The sequence below is a fragment of the Kitasatospora sp. NPDC034035 genome (genome assembly GCF_055575755.1).
In genome coordinates this window covers 239,639-255,008 of record NZ_JBVISA010000008.1, presented here as the reverse complement: position 1 = coordinate 255,008, position 15,370 = coordinate 239,639, and the positions used below count along the sequence as shown (strand labels likewise).

At 73.1% G+C, this 15,370-nt stretch carries 13 protein-coding genes; 11 read left to right on the top strand and 2 right to left on the bottom strand.

Annotation, left to right across the window (positions count from 1 at the left end):
- The first annotated feature begins 172 nt into the window (after nt 1–172).
- The 5 genes from ACZ52J_RS14410 to ACZ52J_RS14390 all read left to right on the top strand — a co-directional run bounded on the left by ACZ52J_RS14410 (nt 173) and on the right by ACZ52J_RS14390 (nt 4,738).
- Complete coding sequence (locus ACZ52J_RS14410; RefSeq protein WP_465618672.1) at nt 173–730, top strand: GNAT family N-acetyltransferase; 558 nt, start codon at nt 173–175, stop codon at nt 728–730.
- Nucleotides 731–914: 184 nt separating this feature from the next.
- Entirely contained in the window at nt 915–1,895 is a 981-nt protein-coding gene (locus tag ACZ52J_RS14405; protein WP_465618670.1) for a hypothetical protein, read from the top strand.
- Nucleotides 1,892–3,163, top strand: coding sequence for a sensor histidine kinase (locus ACZ52J_RS14400; protein ID WP_465618668.1), 1,272 nt, complete (start codon nt 1,892–1,894; stop codon nt 3,161–3,163). Before ACZ52J_RS14405 ends, ACZ52J_RS14400 begins: the two co-directional genes overlap by 4 nt.
- Complete coding sequence (locus ACZ52J_RS14395) at nt 3,160–3,933, top strand: response regulator transcription factor (RefSeq protein WP_465618666.1); 774 nt, start codon at nt 3,160–3,162, stop codon at nt 3,931–3,933. Before ACZ52J_RS14400 ends, ACZ52J_RS14395 begins: the two co-directional genes overlap by 4 nt.
- A gap of 157 nt (nt 3,934–4,090) precedes the next feature.
- The gene (locus ACZ52J_RS14390; RefSeq protein ID WP_465618664.1) at nt 4,091–4,738 is read left to right on the top strand and encodes a Pr6Pr family membrane protein; all 648 of its coding nucleotides are present in this window, start codon (nt 4,091–4,093) and stop codon (nt 4,736–4,738) included.
- A 138-nt stretch (nt 4,739–4,876) separates the two neighbouring features.
- Here the strand turns inward: ACZ52J_RS14390 and ACZ52J_RS14385 are convergent, their stop codons facing one another.
- On the bottom strand, nt 4,877–6,484 hold the full coding sequence (locus ACZ52J_RS14385) for an ABC-F family ATP-binding cassette domain-containing protein (protein WP_465618662.1): 1,608 nt from the start codon (nt 6,482–6,484) through the stop codon (nt 4,877–4,879).
- Between the two features lie 484 nt (nt 6,485–6,968).
- Here ACZ52J_RS14385 and ACZ52J_RS14380 point away from each other — a divergent pair, with 484 nt between their 5' ends.
- The 4 genes from ACZ52J_RS14380 (at nt 6,969) to ACZ52J_RS14365 (ending at nt 11,579) form a co-directional block, all read left to right on the top strand.
- Nucleotides 6,969–8,192 (top strand): trypsin-like serine peptidase, encoded by a 1,224-nt coding sequence (locus ACZ52J_RS14380; protein WP_465618660.1) that lies wholly within the window; start codon nt 6,969–6,971, stop codon nt 8,190–8,192.
- 126 nt (nt 8,193–8,318) lie between these two features.
- Entirely contained in the window at nt 8,319–9,956 is a 1,638-nt protein-coding gene (locus ACZ52J_RS14375; protein ID WP_465618658.1) for an ABC-F family ATP-binding cassette domain-containing protein, read from the top strand.
- A 209-nt stretch (nt 9,957–10,165) separates the two neighbouring features.
- The gene (locus ACZ52J_RS14370) at nt 10,166–10,786 is read left to right on the top strand and encodes a nitroreductase family protein (RefSeq protein WP_465618792.1); all 621 of its coding nucleotides are present in this window, start codon (nt 10,166–10,168) and stop codon (nt 10,784–10,786) included.
- 133 nt (nt 10,787–10,919) lie between these two features.
- Nucleotides 10,920–11,579, top strand: a complete 660-nt coding sequence (locus tag ACZ52J_RS14365; RefSeq protein WP_465618656.1) for a GNAT family N-acetyltransferase — start codon at nt 10,920–10,922, stop codon at nt 11,577–11,579.
- A gap of 10 nt (nt 11,580–11,589) precedes the next feature.
- Here the strand turns inward: ACZ52J_RS14365 and ACZ52J_RS14360 are convergent, their stop codons facing one another.
- Complete coding sequence (locus ACZ52J_RS14360) at nt 11,590–12,543, bottom strand: aldo/keto reductase (RefSeq protein ID WP_465618654.1); 954 nt, start codon at nt 12,541–12,543, stop codon at nt 11,590–11,592.
- A 429-nt stretch (nt 12,544–12,972) separates the two neighbouring features.
- Here ACZ52J_RS14360 and ACZ52J_RS14355 point away from each other — a divergent pair, with 429 nt between their 5' ends.
- Nucleotides 12,973–13,569, top strand: a complete 597-nt coding sequence (locus tag ACZ52J_RS14355) for a choice-of-anchor C family protein (RefSeq protein ID WP_465618652.1) — start codon at nt 12,973–12,975, stop codon at nt 13,567–13,569.
- A 228-nt stretch (nt 13,570–13,797) separates the two neighbouring features.
- Nucleotides 13,798–15,324, top strand: coding sequence for a carbohydrate binding domain-containing protein (locus ACZ52J_RS14350; protein ID WP_465618650.1), 1,527 nt, complete (start codon nt 13,798–13,800; stop codon nt 15,322–15,324).
- Nucleotides 15,325–15,370: the final 46 nt, after the last annotated feature.

The following is a 15,370-nucleotide window of genomic DNA, read 5'->3' as shown; positions in this document are numbered from 1 at the left end:
GTAACAAGACCTCCACCGCCACCCGCGCCGCCCCGCACCGCACGCGTGCAGCCCAGTGTGCGGCCGGCGAAAGGGATCCGGGGAAAAAGTGTCGGACGCCTGTCGCCGTAATGGCCTAGGGTGCGAGTCAGCCATTACGGCAGACAGACAAACAGACAACGGGGAAAGCGTCATGACCACTGCCCAGCACCCTGCCCAGCCTCATGCCCAGCACCCTGCCCGCACGGTCGTCGCCGTCTCCGAACGGCTGGTGCTCACGCAGCCGCAGCAGGGGGACGCGGGGGCCATGTTCGCCGTCCACGGGGATCCGGAGACCAACCGGTACAACCCGCACGGGCCGCAGCGGGACATCGCGGCGGCCCAGGAGGCCTTGGACGGTTTCGTGGCCGACTGGGTGCGGGACGGCGTGGGGTACTGCGCGGTGTCGACGCGGGAGGAGCCGGAGGTGATCATCGGGTCCGCCGGGCTGTACCTGCACACGCTGGACGGGGAGCGGGTGTTCAACCTCTACTACCGGTTCCGGCCGTCCGCCTGGGGTCAGGGGTACGCGGCCGAGGCGGCGCGCGCGGCGATGGCGGAGGGGCGGCCGCGGTTCCCCGGCATCCCGGTGGTCGCGCTGATCCGGGCCGACAACCTGCCCTCCCGCCGGCTCGCCGAGCGGCTCGGACTGGTGGCGGACCCGGACGGCCGGGTCGACGACGAGGACCGGCTGATCCACCGGATGGCCTGATGCTCTGACGCTCTGACGCCTGACCGCCCGACCGCCCGACCGCCCGACCGCCCGACCGCCCGACCGCCTGACCGCCTGACGGTCTGACGGTCTGACGGTCTGAGCCGAAGATCCCCCACCGGGGGGAGACGGATCCCGCCCCGGGCGGAGGAGCGCGGCCTGGGCGGGGCGCGACCGTGGAGGCATGAGGATCAACGAAGGCGTCGTACGGGCCGGAGCGGCATGGACGGCGGTGGCGGCGACAGGGCCCTACCTGACGCTCAAGCTGCTCTGGCTGACCGGCCATCCGGTGGGGGCGGACGATCCCGGCTCGATGCACAAGCTCTGGCTGCTGAACCTGCTCACCTTCGGGATGGACGCGATCGCCGTCGCCCTGGCGCTGGCCTTCGTGCGGCCGTGGGGGCGGCGGGCGCCGGCCGGGCTGGTGGCGTTCCCCATGTGGGTGGCGACCGGGCTGCTCGGCACCATCCTGGTGGCACTGCCGCTGTTCCTGCTGAGCGCCCTGGTGCTGGGTCCGGAGCACAGCGCCGACCCGAACGACAAGGGCCTCGGCGACTGGGTCTTCCTCGTCGTGTACGGCGGGTTCACGGTGCAGGGACTCGCGCTGATCACCGCCTTCGCCCTGTACGCCCGGCAGCGCTGGGCCGGGCTGCTCAAGGAACGGATCGGCGACCTGCCGGACTCCCCCACACTGACCGTGCAGCGCGCCCTCGCCTGTGTCGCCGCGCTGCTCGCCGCCGGCGTCGCGGCGGCCCGGGCGTACTGGGCGGCGGGCGGCACCGCCGGCATGCCGATCGCGATGACGGAGGACGGGAACCGGGGCGCGGCGGTGATGGACGGGGTGTTCGCCGTGATGGCGGTGGCCGCGGCGACGGCGCTGCTGGTCCTGGTCTTCCGGATCCGGCCGCGGCGGCGGCTGCTCGGCCCGCTGCTGGCGGTCTGGACCGCGGCCGGCTCGCTGTTCAGCTGGGGCAGCTGGCAGATGGTGGCCTTCGGAGCGACCACGACCCGGGTGAGCGACCTGCGGATGGCCGTGCCCGGGCTGATGCCCCTGGTGCAGACCGCCCAGGTGATGACCGGGGTGCTGGTACTGGTCGTCGGGGCGATGGCGCTGACCGAACGGGGAGCCCGGGCCGGCGCCCCTGACGTAAAGTCACCCGGGTGATCACGGGGGCGGGCACGCGGCTGCGGCGTGCGGTGGAGGCGGTGTTCGGGCGGCGGGCCCGGCTGCGCTGGGCACACCTGGTGTTGGGCGCCGCGCTGCTGATGCCGTACTGGCTGCTCTCGGTGGTGATGCTCGGGGCGCTCAACACCGACCAGGCGCCCGGCCGGCAGGTGCTGCTGCAGGTCCTCTCGCTGTTCACCTCGCTGCCGATGGCCGCCGTCACCGCGCTGGTGCCCACGGTCCGGGGGCTGGAGGGCGCGGCCGCGCGGGCGCTGTGCACGGCCCCCCGACCGGAGGAGCTGGCCACCGGGCCGGCCCGCTCGTGGCCGGCCCGGTGGCGCACCGCGCTCTGGTTCGTGCTCCACCTGTTCTTCGGCGGGGTGGTCGCCGGGATGACACTGGCCGGGACGCCGTTCGCGGTGGTACTGATCTTCTCGTTCGGCGGAGCCCAGGACCTCATCCGCTTCTGGGAGGACCGGTTCCCCGGCTGGATGTTCACCGGCCCCACCCTCGGCATCGCCGTCCTGCTGCTGATCGTCCTCACCAACGCCGCCTGCGGCGCACTGCTGGCCCGCTGGGCACCCGCCCTGCTCGGCCCCACCCCGGAGGAGCGGCTGGCCGCCGCCGAGCGCCGGGCCACCATGCTCGCCCAGCGCAACCGGCTGGCCCGCGAACTGCACGACTCGGTCGGGCACGCGCTCAGCGCCGTCGGCATCCAGGCCTCGGCGGCCGCCCGGGTGCTGCGCACCAACCCCGACTTCGCCGCCGAGGCGCTGCAGGCGATCGAGGAGACCGCGCGGGCGGCCGTCGCCGAACTCGACACCGTGCTCGGCCTGCTGCGCGAGGAGGACCCGGAGGCCGCCGGACCGGCCGGACCCACCCTCGCCGGGCTGGACGACCTGCTGCGCCAACTCGCCCGCACCGGGGTGGCGGTGGACGCCGACTTGGCCCCCGGCCTGACCGGCCTGCCTGCCCCGGTCTCCCGCGAGGCGTACCGGATCGTGCAGGAGGGCCTGACCAACGTGCTGCGGCACGCCGGGCCGGCCCCGGCCGGGCTGCGGGTCGGCCTGGCCGACGGCCGGCTGGAGATCGAACTGACCAACCCGCTGGGCCCCGCCCGCCCGAGCCGCCCCGGTGGCGGGCGCGGGCTGCGCGGGATCGGGGAGCGCGCGACGGCCCTGCGCGGCGGCAGCACCGCCGGGCCGAGCGCGGACGGAACGACGTGGCGGCTGGCCGTCTGGCTGCCGGTGGGAGGGACCGCACGATGAGAGACGGGGACACGGTGAACGGCGGACACGGCAGGAACAGCGGCGAGCGCGAAAGCGGGGACGGGCGCGAGGACCGCCGCGCGGACGACGGCAAGGACGGCCGCGAGGACGGCATCCGGGTGGTGATCGCCGACGACGAACGGCTGGTCCGGATGGGCCTGCGGGTGGTGATCGACGCCGAGCCCGACCTCACCGTGGTCGGCGAGGCCGCCGACGGCGCCGAGGTCGTCCCGCTGGTGCGCGAACTGCGGCCGGACGTCGTACTGATGGACGTCCGGATGCCCGGCATCAACGGGATCCGGGCCACCGAGCAGCTGGTCGGCGGCATGGCCGAGCCGCCGAGGATCCTGGTGGTCACCACCTTCGAGCACGACGACCACGTGTACGACGCGCTGCGCGCGGGCGCCGCCGGGTTCCTGCTGAAGCGGGCCCGGGCGGAGGAGATGGTGCAGGCGGTACGGCTGGTCGCGCGCGGGGACTCGCTGCTCTTCCCGGCGGCCGTCCGCGAACTCGCGGTGCGCCACGGCACGGACCGCCGCAGGGAGGCCGCAGTCGAGCGGGGGCCGATCGGGCGACTGACCGAACGGGAGGGGCAGGTGCTGCGGCTGATGGCCACCGGGCTCAACAACGGCGAGATCGCCGCTCGGCTGGTGGTGAGCCAGGAGACGGTGAAGACCCACGTCGGCAGTGTGCTCGCCAAGCTCGGCGCGCGGGATCGCACCCAGGCGGTCATCGCGGCGTACGAGTCCGGGTTCGTACTGCCGGCCTGAGTCGTACTTCCGGCCGCAGCGTCCGGCCTGAGGTGCCGGCCTGAGCTCCGCAGGGGTCGCACACAGGTTCCACCTCGCCCGTACCAGCGAGTAGAGTGCGATTTTCCCCTCAGCCGTCCGATACCTCCCGTATCGCCTGAAACGAACTGGTGGCCGCATGACAGTCCGGACCCGACCCGCGCTGTGGTGGCGCATGGGAATCGTGCTCTCGGCGGGCCTCGGCCTGACCCTCGGGACGGCACCGCTGGTGTACTTCACCGTGCAGAGCAACGTGATCGTGCTCGGCTACTTCATCGGAGCGGTGTACTGGATGATCCAGCGCGGCACCGTGGACGCGCCCGCGCCCCGGCTGCGCGGCGCCGCCACCCTGTACATCCTGATCACCGGGCTCGTCTCGCACGTCCTGCTGCAGCACGGCGCCAGCCCCCTGCCCGGGCTGGTCAGCGGGCCGGACAAGCTGGCGCACTGGTCCTCGTTCTTCCTGCACTACGTGACACCGGTGATGGTGATCGTCGACTGGCTGGTGCTGAAGCCGCGCAACGCGGCGGCCTGGAAGGACATCCCGCTCTGGCTGGCCTTCCCGCTCGGCTACGCGGCGATCGTGCTCGCCCGCAACGCCCTGTTCGCCGACTACCCACTGCCGTACCCGTACTTCTTCTTCGACCCGACCACCAAGGGCTACGGCTACGTCTGGGGCCAGATCGCCCAGTTGACCGTCGAGTTCGTCGTGCTCGCCGCCCTCGTCGTCGGGCTGGACCGGCTCGGGACACTGGTCGCGGGCAAGCTCAAGCCCGCCCGAGCGTAGGCACGTCCGGCGGCCGGGCTCAGGGACTCGTCCCTGAGCCCGGCCGCCGGGTTCTCGCCCCAGCCGCCAGGTGCTCGCCCCAGCCGCCCCGGCTTCTCTGCTGCCCCGGCGGAGCGGTGTTCGCTACATCGGTGTCCGCTACATCGGATCCACCGCCCGCAGGTCGCCGTCCAGCTCCAGCCACCTCGTCACGCCCAGGCCGCGCAGGAACGGCAGGTCGTGGCTGGCCACGATCAGCGCGCCCCGGTAGGCGGCCAGCGCCTGGGTGAGCTGGTGGACGCTGGCGAGGTCCAGGTTGTTGGTCGGCTCGTCGAGCAGCAGCAGCTGCGGCGGCGGGTCGGCCAGCAGCAGGGCAGCCAGCGTGGCGCGGAACCGCTCGCCGCCGGAGAGGGTGGCAGCCGGCTGGTCGGCCCGGGCGCCGCGGAACAGGAAGCGGGCGAGCCGGGCGCGGATCGCGTTGTCCCCGGCGGCCGGGGCGAACAGTTTGACGTTCTGGACGACGCTGAGCTCGTCGTCCAGCAGGTCGAGCCGCTGCGGGAGGTGCCGCAGCGGCACCGGGGTGGTGATCTCTCCTTCCAGTGGGGCGAGTTCGCCCGCGATGGCGCGCAGCAGGGTGGACTTGCCGGCCCCGTTGCGGCCGACCAGGGCGATCCGTTCGGGGCCGCGCAGGTCGAGGTCGGCGGTGCCGCCGTGCGGCAGCCGGACCTTCTGCAGGGTGAGGACGGTGCGCCCGGCCGGGACCTCGGTGCGCGGCAGGTCGATCCGGATCTCGGCGTCGTCGCGTACCGCTTCCTCGGCCGCGCTGAGCCGTGCCTTGGCGTCCTCCAGCCGCTCGGTGTGCATGCCCTGGAGCCGCCCGGCGGTCTCCTGGCCCTTGCGTTTGAGCATCCCGGCGAAGATGTGCGGGTCGTTGCGGGTGACCGAGCGCTTCCTGCCGTACGCGGCGCTGCGGTCCAGCCGGCTCCGGGCCTCGACCAAGTCCCGCTTCTGGCGCTGGACATCGGCCTCGGCGTTGCGCAGCAGCCGCTCGGCGGTCTCCTGCTGGGCGGTGAGGGTGCGCTCGTAGTCGGCGAAGTTGCCGCCGTACCAGGTGACGTCGCCGTCCCGCAGGTCGGCGATCTGGTCGACGTGCTGCAGCAGTTCGCGGTCGTGGCTGACGATCAGCATCACGCCGTGCCAGCCGGCCACCGTCTCGTAGAGCCGCTCGCGGGCGGCCCGGTCGAGGTTGTTGGTGGGTTCGTCCAGCAGCAGGACGTCGGGGCGGGCCATCAGCAGGGCGGCCAGCCGCAGCAGCACCGCCTCGCCGCCGGAGAGTTCGCCGGTGGTGCGGTCGAGGCCGAGGCGGCGCAGGCCGAGCCGGTCGAGCGTGGCGCGGGCGCGCTCCTCGACGTCCCAGTCGTCGCCGACGGCGTCGAAGTGGCGCTGGTCGGTGTCGCCGGACTCGATGGCGTGCAGGGCCTCGCGGGCGGCCCGGATGCCGAGTGCCTCGTCCACTCGCAGGGTGGTGTCGAGTGTCAGGCCCTGTGGCAGGTAGCCGAGTTCGCCGTCGACCCGGACGGTGCCGCCGGTCGGGGTGAGGTCGCCGGCGATCAGCCGCAGCAGGGTGGACTTGCCCGCGCCGTTGAGCCCGATCAGGCCGGTGCGGCCGGGGCCCACGGCGAGGTGGAAGCCGTCCAGGACGGGCTTGCCGTCGGGCCACTCGAACGCGAGGTCGGTGCAGAGGACGGCGGTGGTGGGTTGTGCCATGAAGGCCTCCCGGGATGGTTGCCGATGGGGTGGTGAGCAACACGGGGAGACGCCGCTGGTGCGGAACCGGTCCGGCCGGAGGGGGACGAAGGGGTGGCGTCACACGGAGGATCGCCACGGGGCCGTGACTGAGGTCGCACACGCGCGCACCACGCGGCAGCAGGGCCTGCGTGGCGGGGCGGTGTCCCGGGACCTCAGTAGAGCAACGGCCTTCTCCTTGTCTGGCTGATGACCCGAACCACGCTAGGCACACCGGGGAACGTGTGCAACCGATTTTCCGGCCGCGACGGGATCCCGACGAGGCCCCGACGGAGGCTCCGTGCCGATCCCGTGCCAATCCGGTGACAGCCTCGTCCCGGTCAGGGGTGGGTGTAAGGAGTTCCTTATCCACATGGCAGACTCCTCACCGCCATACCTGCGGCGAAGTGCAGCCGTACCCGCGGAACGGGCCGTATGGCGGTAGTCAACAGGGGGATTTGAACTCATGTCACCGATATCCCGGCCGAGCCGTGCCGTCCTGGGCGCCTCCGTCGCCGCACTGACCATGGTGGTCGCCACCGCGTGCGGACCGGACAACAGCGACCCGGCCGGCGCCCAGACCACGGCCCCCTCCGTCGCGGCCAGCGCCTCCGGCAAGCCGGGCGCGGCGCCGATCAAGCTTCCGACGCTCGAAGAGCTGAAGACCTGGAAGCCCGAGGACTGGGACAAGTGGGCCCAGGCGAACGTCATCACCCCGGCGGTCAAGGGCTACTGGACCCTGCAGAAGCTGCTGGAGGCCAAGCCGAAGCCGCTGCCCCAGGCCCCGGCCCAGGACCCGACGCAGGCGCCCGCCCAGCCGACCGCGCAGCCCACCAGCGCCGCCCCGGCCCCGGCCCAGCCCACCGCCGCCCAGCCGCCGGTCGGCCCGGACCAGATGCCCGCCATGGTCCCGGCGAAGCCCGTGGCGCACCCGTTCCCGAAGAACATGCACGTCAACGGCAAGCTCTTCTTCAAGGACGGCAACGACGACTACGTGTGCTCCGGCACCGTCGTCTCCGACCCGGCCAACCCGGGCAAGAGCAACCTGGTGTGGACCGCGAGCCACTGCCTGCACGGCGGCAAGGGCAACAAGTACTACACCGACATCGCCTTCGCCCCGGCCTTCAACAGCAACGGCGTGCTGAGCAACGGCAACAAGCAGAAGTCCAAGCTGGACGACGCCGAGCCGTACGGCGAGTGGGGCGCGACCGCCGGCATGGTCTCCCCGCAGTGGACCGCCGAGGCCGACCCGGAGCACGGCGGCCCGTGGAGCCAGTACGACTTCGGCATCATCAAGGTCGCCAACCCCGACCCGAACGGCAAGTCGCTGGAGGAGACCGTCGGCGGCTCGGTGCCGCTGTGGTTCAACGCCCCGCGCGACCAGCTGGCCGCCGTCTCCAACTACGGCTTCCCGGAGGGCAAGCCCTTCGACGGCGTCGAGCTGGAGCACTGCGACGGCGGCAAGCCGTCCAAGAAGACCGGCGACCCGAGCCGCCCGGCGATGCTGCTGATCGGCTGCAACATGACCGGCGGCAGCAGCGGCGGCGGCTGGTACGCGACCAAGGACGGCAAGCCGGCCCTGGTCAGCGACACCTCCATCGGCAACGGCGCGAACACCTACGAGGCCGGTCCGTACCTGGAGGACGTGGCCCAGCACATGTTCGACTACTTCTCGAAGAAGGCCAAGTGATCCACGGGGGATGATCCCCCACCGGTCCCGGGGGCCGCGGCTGCCACAGCCGCGGCCCCCGGGCCTTTCCGTTGCCGGCCGGCTTTTTCCGGTGCCGGCCCTGTTCCTCCTACAATCGGGCCCATCATGAGCGCGACACTCGTAGTCAAGGACCTCAGCGCCGGCCACGGCGAACGCACCCTCTTCTCCGGCCTGGACCTGGTCATCGCCCCCGGCGACGTGATCGGCCTGGTCGGTGTGAACGGCGCCGGAAAGTCGACCCTGCTCCGGCTGCTGGCGGGCCTGGACACCCCCGAGGGCGGCTCGCTGCGGCTGAGCCCGGCCGGTGCCAACATCGGCCACCTCCCGCAGGAGCCGGAGCGGCGCGAGGGCGAGTCGGTGCGCGCGTTCCTGGCCCGCCGCACCGGCGTGGCGGCCGCCCAGGCCGCGCTGGACGAGGCCACCGAGGGCCTGGTCGAGGGCCGGGCGGGCGCCGACGACGCGTACGCGGCGAGCCTGGACCGCTGGCTGGACCTCGGCGGCGCCGACCTGGAGGAGCGGGCCGAGGAGGTCGCCGACTCCCTCGGGCTGAAGGTCTCGCTCGACCTGCCGATGACCGCGCTCTCCGGCGGCCAGGCCGCCCGGGCCGGCCTCGCCTCGCTGCTGCTCTCCCGCTACGACGTCTTCCTGCTCGACGAGCCCACCAACGACCTCGACCTGGACGGCCTGGAGCGGCTGGAGGCCTTCGTCAAGGGCCTGCGCACCGGCACCGTGCTGATCAGCCACGACCGCGAGTTCCTGGCCCGCACCGTGACCAAGGTCCTGGAGCTGGACCTGCACCAGCAGCAGGTCAACCTGTACGGCGGCGGCTACGAGGCGTACCTGGAGGAGCGGTCGGTGGCCCGCCGGCACGCCCGCGAGGATTACGAGGACTACGCCGACACCAAGGCCGGGCTGGAGGCCCGCGCCCGGATGCAGCGCGGCTGGATGGAGCACGGCGTGCGCAACGCCCGCCGCAAGTCCTCCGACAACGACAAGATCGGTCGCGCGATGCGCTCCGAGTCCACCGAGAAGCAGGCCTCCAAGGCCCGCCAGACCCAGCGGATGATCGAGCGGCTGGAGGTGGTCGAGGAGCCCCGCAAGGAGTGGGAGCTGCGGATGGAGATCGCCGCCGCGCCGCGCTCCGGCTCGGTGGTCGCCACCCTGAACGGGGCCACGGTCCGGCGCGGCGACTTCGCCTTCGGCCCGGTGGACCTGCAGATCGACTGGGCCGACCGGGTCGCCATCACCGGCGCCAACGGCGCGGGCAAGTCCACGCTGCTGGCCGCCCTGCTCGGCCGCCTCGAACTCGACGGCGGCAGCGGCTCGGTGGGCTCCGGCGTGGTGGTCGGCGAGGTGGACCAGGCGCGCGGCCTGTTCCTCGGCGGGGAGCCGCTGGCGGAGGCCTTCGCTGCCGCCGTACCGGAGCTCTCGCCGGAGGACGTGCGCACCCTGCTGGCCAAGTTCGGCCTGAAGGCGGTGCACGTGATACGCCCGGCCGGCACCCTCTCCCCCGGCGAGCGCACCCGGGCCGCGCTGGCGCTGCTGCAGGCCCGCGGGGTCAACCTGCTGGTCCTGGACGAGCCCACCAACCACCTGGATCTGGCCGCGATCGAGCAGCTGGAGTCCGCACTCGGCTCGTACACCGGCACCCTGCTGCTGGTCACCCACGACCGGCGGATGCTGGACACCGTCGCGGTGAACCGGCGGATCGAGGTCCGGGACGGGCGGGTGCACGAGCTGTAGCGGCCACTATTGGTCTCTACCTCTTCCCGGAGGGACCGCCATGTGCTGTGCTGTCGCCCATGGTTGACAGGACAGACGTTGACGCAGACGTCGACAGCACGGACATCGACAGTGCGGTGAGCCCCGTGGCGGGGAGCACCGTGGCGGAGAGCACCGTGGCGGAGAGCACCGTGGCGGGGACGTCCCACCCGACCGTCCCCCTCGCCCCCATGACGGTCCCGGCCCACGAGGCCGAGGCCCGCAGCAGGTCCTTCCACGAGGTGATGGCCCAGCGCCGGACCGTCCGCGACTACGCGACCCGCCCGATCCCGGACGGGGTGGTCGAGTGGGCGGTCCGGACCGCGAGCACCGCGCCCAGCGGCGCACACGTCCAGCCCTGGCGGTTCGTGGTGATCACCGACCCGGAGCGCAAGCGGCGGCTGCGCGAGGCCGCGGAGGCCGAGGAGCGCGAGTTCTACGGCCACCGGGCGTCGGAGGAGTGGCTGGCCGCGCTGGCGCCGATCGGCACCGACTGGCGCAAGCCGTTCCTGGAGGACGCGCCGGCCGTGATCGTCGTGTTCGAGGTGCACAAGGGGCCCGGATCGCCGCGCCCGTACTACACCAAGGAGTCGGTGGGGATCGCGGTCGGGCTGCTGCTGGCCTCGCTGCACCAGGCCGGACTGGCCACGCTGACCCACACACCGAGCCCGATGAGGTTCCTCAACGAGGTGTGCGACCGCCCGGCCGAGGAGCGGGCGGCGTACGTGATTCCGGTCGGTTACCCGGCCGAGGGAGCACGTGTGCCGGACCTGCGGCGCAAGGAGCTCGACGAGGTGCTGGTCCGGCTCTGACGCGCCCCGGTCGGCGGCCGTACGCCGGGGCCGCGACCGCGCGCCGGGGGCCTCCGCCATGCGCGCCCGCCATCAGGGGGCTTCCGACCGGGCCGAATGGTGACAGGTCCGGGCCAAGGACATAATCGCCGTCATGAGCCAAGCACAGCCACGGTCCTGTGACTCCGCCCCGGTCGAAGAGGCGCGCACGGCCGACCGGGCGCGGGCGGCGGCCGAGGCGACCACCGGGCGGCCGCCCGAGCTGCTGCGGCTGCCCGGCGGTCTCTGGCTGCGCCGCCGCGGCAGCACCCACGCGGTGGCGCTGAACCGGGCCGTCCGGGCCAACCTGGAGCACCTGCGGCCCTGGATGGAGTGGGCGGCCGAGGCCCCGACCCGGGCCCAGACCGCCGAGCTCACCCGGGCCGGCTCCGCCGCCTGGGAGGCCGGCACCGACTTCATGTACCTGGTCGGCCTGGACGCCGAACCCGGCGCCGTGATCGGCGCCGTCGGCCTGCACGGGCGGATCGGCCCGGGCGCACTGGAGATCGGGTACTGGGTCGGCGCCGGGCACGTCGGCCGGGGCATCGCCACCACCGCGGCCGGGGCGCTGACCGAGGCCGCGCTGGCCCTGCCCGGGATCACCCGGGTCGAGATCCACTGCGACCGGGCGAACGCCGCCAGCGCGGCCGTCCCGCGCAAGCTCGGCTACCGGCTGGACCGGGTCGCCGCGGCCGCCGTCCGGGCTCCGGGCGAGACCGGACGGCAGCTGGTGTGGGTCAAGGAACGGACCGGGTCCGTGCGGGACGGCCGGTAGCGCCCGACGGTCAGTAGCGCCCGCCGGTCGGCGCCGGCAGCGCGTCCAGCTCGGCGAGGTCGGCCGCCGAGAGCACGACCTCGGCCGCGCCCACGTTGTCCACCAGGTAGCGCGGCGTCCGGGTGCCCGGGATCGGGAAGACGTACCGGCCCTGCGCCAGCACCCAGGCCAGCGCCACCTGCGCGGGCGTGGCACCGATCCGCTCGGCGACCTCCCGGACCTTCCCGACCAGCGCCAGGTTCGCCTTCAGCGCGTCCTGCTGGAAGCGCGGCAGCCGGCGGCGGAAGTCGTCGGCGGGCAGCTCGTCGAAGGAGGCGATGCTGCCGGTCAGGAAGCCCCGGCCGAGCGGGGAGAACGGCAGGACGGCGATGCCCTGCTCCTCGGTGTACGGCAGGACCTCGGCCAGCGCGTCCCGGGTCCACAGGGACAGCTCGTTCTGCACGGAGGCCACCGGGTGCACCGACTGCGCCCGCTTGATCTCCTCGACGGTCACCTCGGAGAGGCCGATGCTCCGGGCCTTGCCCGCCGCGACGACCTCGGCGAACGCGCCCCAGGTCTCCTCGATCGGGACCTGCGGGTCGACCCGGTGCAGCTGGTAGAGGTCGACGTGGTCGGTGCCCAGGCGGCGCAGGCTCTCGTCGATCGAGCGGCGCACGTGCTCGGGCCGGCCGTTGCGCTCCTGCTGGCCGTTGCCGCCCGGGACGATGCCCACCTTGGTGGCCAGGAAGGCGCGCTCCCGATACGGGCCGGCCAGGGCGGCGCCGACGACCTCCTCATTGGTGTACGGGCCGTACATGTCGGCGGTGTCGATCAGGCCGACGCCGAGGTCCAGCGCCTGCCGGATCACCCGGACGGAGTTCTCGTCGTCCCGGTTCTGCACGTCGTAAGCCCAGGTCATGCCCATGCAGCCGAGGCCGATGACGCCGATCTCGGGGCCCTTGGTACCGAACGAGGCCTTGCGCATGACGGTGCTCCCATGTGTTGTCTTCGCGGTGGTTCGTGTCGTGGTTCGTGTGGCGGTTCGCGCAGTGATTCGCGTGGTGGTGCGTGATCAACGCCTTCAGCTTTCACCTTGGAGTGCACTCAAGGTCAAGTCCGTTCGTACGGTCATCGGCTCACCGCGGGGGGTGCGGGCGGGGCGCACGATTCCGGTTTCACCACCAGGCAGGAAGACCCGGCCGTCAACCCCCCGTCGTTCGCCCCCGGACCTTTCACCGGGTCATCACAGGTACCCCTCCGCCAAACCGGCGCGCGAGAGCCCGCGCGCGAGCACCCCGCACCACCGGGCGCCGCCCGTCCGGCCTTGGCAGGGCCCACCGGGACGGTCGACGCTCTGTGCACGGCCGATCATCGGCTCATCGCCTCACACCTCACATCCCATCGGGGAGGACCCATGCAGCTCTCGCGCACCCGCGTCACCGTCGTCGCCCTGCTCGCGGCCGCCGCCACCGCGCTCGCCGTCCCGGCGCAGGCCGCCGGCGGGCACCGCGCGCTCAGTCACTTCGACGACGGCAGCTTCGAGACGCCCAAGGCCCCGGCGAACGCCTTCACCGAGTTCAGCGCCGGCCAGGTCATCGGCCCGTGGCAGGTCGTCAGCGGCAGCGTCGACCTGAGCGGCGCGGGCTTCTGGCAGGCCGCCGAGGGCGACCAGTCGCTGGACCTCAACGGCGGCAGCAGCGGCACCGTCGCCCAGACCTTCACCACCGTCCCGGGCGCCACCTACTCGGTGACGTACGCGCTGGCCTCCAACCCCGCGGGCGGCCTGGCGCTGAAGACCGGCCGGGCCCTGATCGACGGTCAGGACTTCCAGGACTTCTCCTTCGACTCCACCGGCAAGACCAGGGCCGCGATGGGCTACGTGGGGCGGCAGTTCAGCTTCGTCGCCCAGAACTCGTCCACCACGCTGTCCTTCGCCAGCACCGTGGCGGGGGCGTACGGACCGGTGATCGACAACGTGCAGGTCAAGGAGTGCAAGCCCTGCTGCGGCTGACCGACCGACCCGCGGGCCGCCACCGTCCCGGGCCCCGCCTTAACCCTTCCTAAAACCTGCCCTCGGCGAGGCGTCCGGTGCCGGGAAGTGCTTGACGTGCACAGCTGGTCTAGTCCAGTTTGATGCTCAGCACCGCGCTCCCCCGCACCGGACCACCCCAGGCCGCCCGCCCCGCGTCTCTCCCCCCCTCGCGGCGCGGGCGGCCCCCACGTCCCGAGAGGCACCCCCATGCCCAGCGCGCCCCAGCACGCCCCCGCGCACCGCCGCCCCACCGGCCGGACCACCCTGCTGAGCCTCACCGCCGCCACCGCACTGGCGGCCGGCGGCCTGGCCGTCCTCGCCGGGAACGCCGGGGCCGCCGACGGCAACCTGCTCGCCAACGGCGGCCTGGAGAGCGCCGAGCCCAGCCCCTGGAGCTGTTCCGCCGGCACCGGGAGCGTCGTCAACTCCGGTGCGCACAGCGGGACGTACGCACTGAAGGGGGCGGTGAGCGCGAGCGACACCGCGCAGTGCGGCCAGACCGTCAGCGTCCGGCCCGGCACCACGTACAGCCTCAGCGCCTGGGTGCGGGGCCAGTACGTCTACCTCGGCGCCACCGGCAGCGGCGTCACCGACCCGGCCACCTGGACCCCGGGCGGCGCCGACTGGCAGCAGCTGTCCACCAGTTTCACCACCGGCCCGGCCACCACCAGCATCACCGTGTACCTGCACGGCTGGTACGGGCAGGGCGGCTACCTGGCCGACGACATCACGCTGACCGGCCCCGGCGGGGGCCCCAGCACCCCGCCGCCGAGTTCGAGCACGCCCACCGCCACCCCGACCGGCACGCCCACCGCGACGCCCACCGGCGGCCCGAGCACCCCGCCGCCGAACGTCCCGCTCCCGGTCGCCCCCTACATCGACATGGGCGCCTGGCCCACCCCGTCCATGCCCGACCTGGCCAAGGCCGGCCACCTCAAGGGCTACACGATGGGCTTCGTCACCGGCGTCGGCTGCAAGGCCAGCTGGTTCAACGCCTACGACCCGCGCACCGGTTGGGCCAAGGACCAGGTCGACGCCCTGCGCACGGCGGGCGGCGACGTCAAGGTCTCCTTCGGCGGCGCCGGCGGCACCGAACTCGCCGCCGCCTGCACCTCGGTGGACTCGCTGTTCGCCGAGTACGACGCCGTGGTGAAGGCCTACGACCTGCGCTACGTCGACTTCGACATCGAGGGCGCGGCGATCGCCGACACCGCCGCCAACGACCGCCGCTCCGCCGCGCTCGCCAGGCTGCAGCAGGCCCACCCCGGCCTCAAGGTCTCCTTCACCCTGCCGGTCCTGCCCGAGGGCCTGACCGCCGAAGGCGTCGCGATCGCCAAGTCGGCCCGCGACGCCGGAGTGAACACCGACCTGGTCAACATCATGGCGATGGACTACTACCGGAGCGGGACGGACTACGGCAACGCCGCCGTCCAGGCCGCCCAGTCGCTGTTCGGCCAGCTCAAGGCGCTCTACCCGGCGAAGACCGACGCCCAGCTGTGGGCCATGGTCGGCGTCACCCCGATGATCGGCGAGAACGACGACCACCAGATCTACAACCAGGCCGCCGCCCAGCAGTTGGTGACCTTCGCCAAGCAGAACCACCTCGGCCTGCTCGCCTTCTGGGACGCCACCCGGGACGCCAACGCCTGCACCGGCGGCTCGCTCTCCAAGTGCACCAACATCCCGCAGCAGCCGTACGAGTTCGCGAAGCTCTTCGCCCAGTACGCGGGCTGACCAGCGGGTTGCCGACTGCTGATCACCGTTCCGGGGTGCCGGCTCC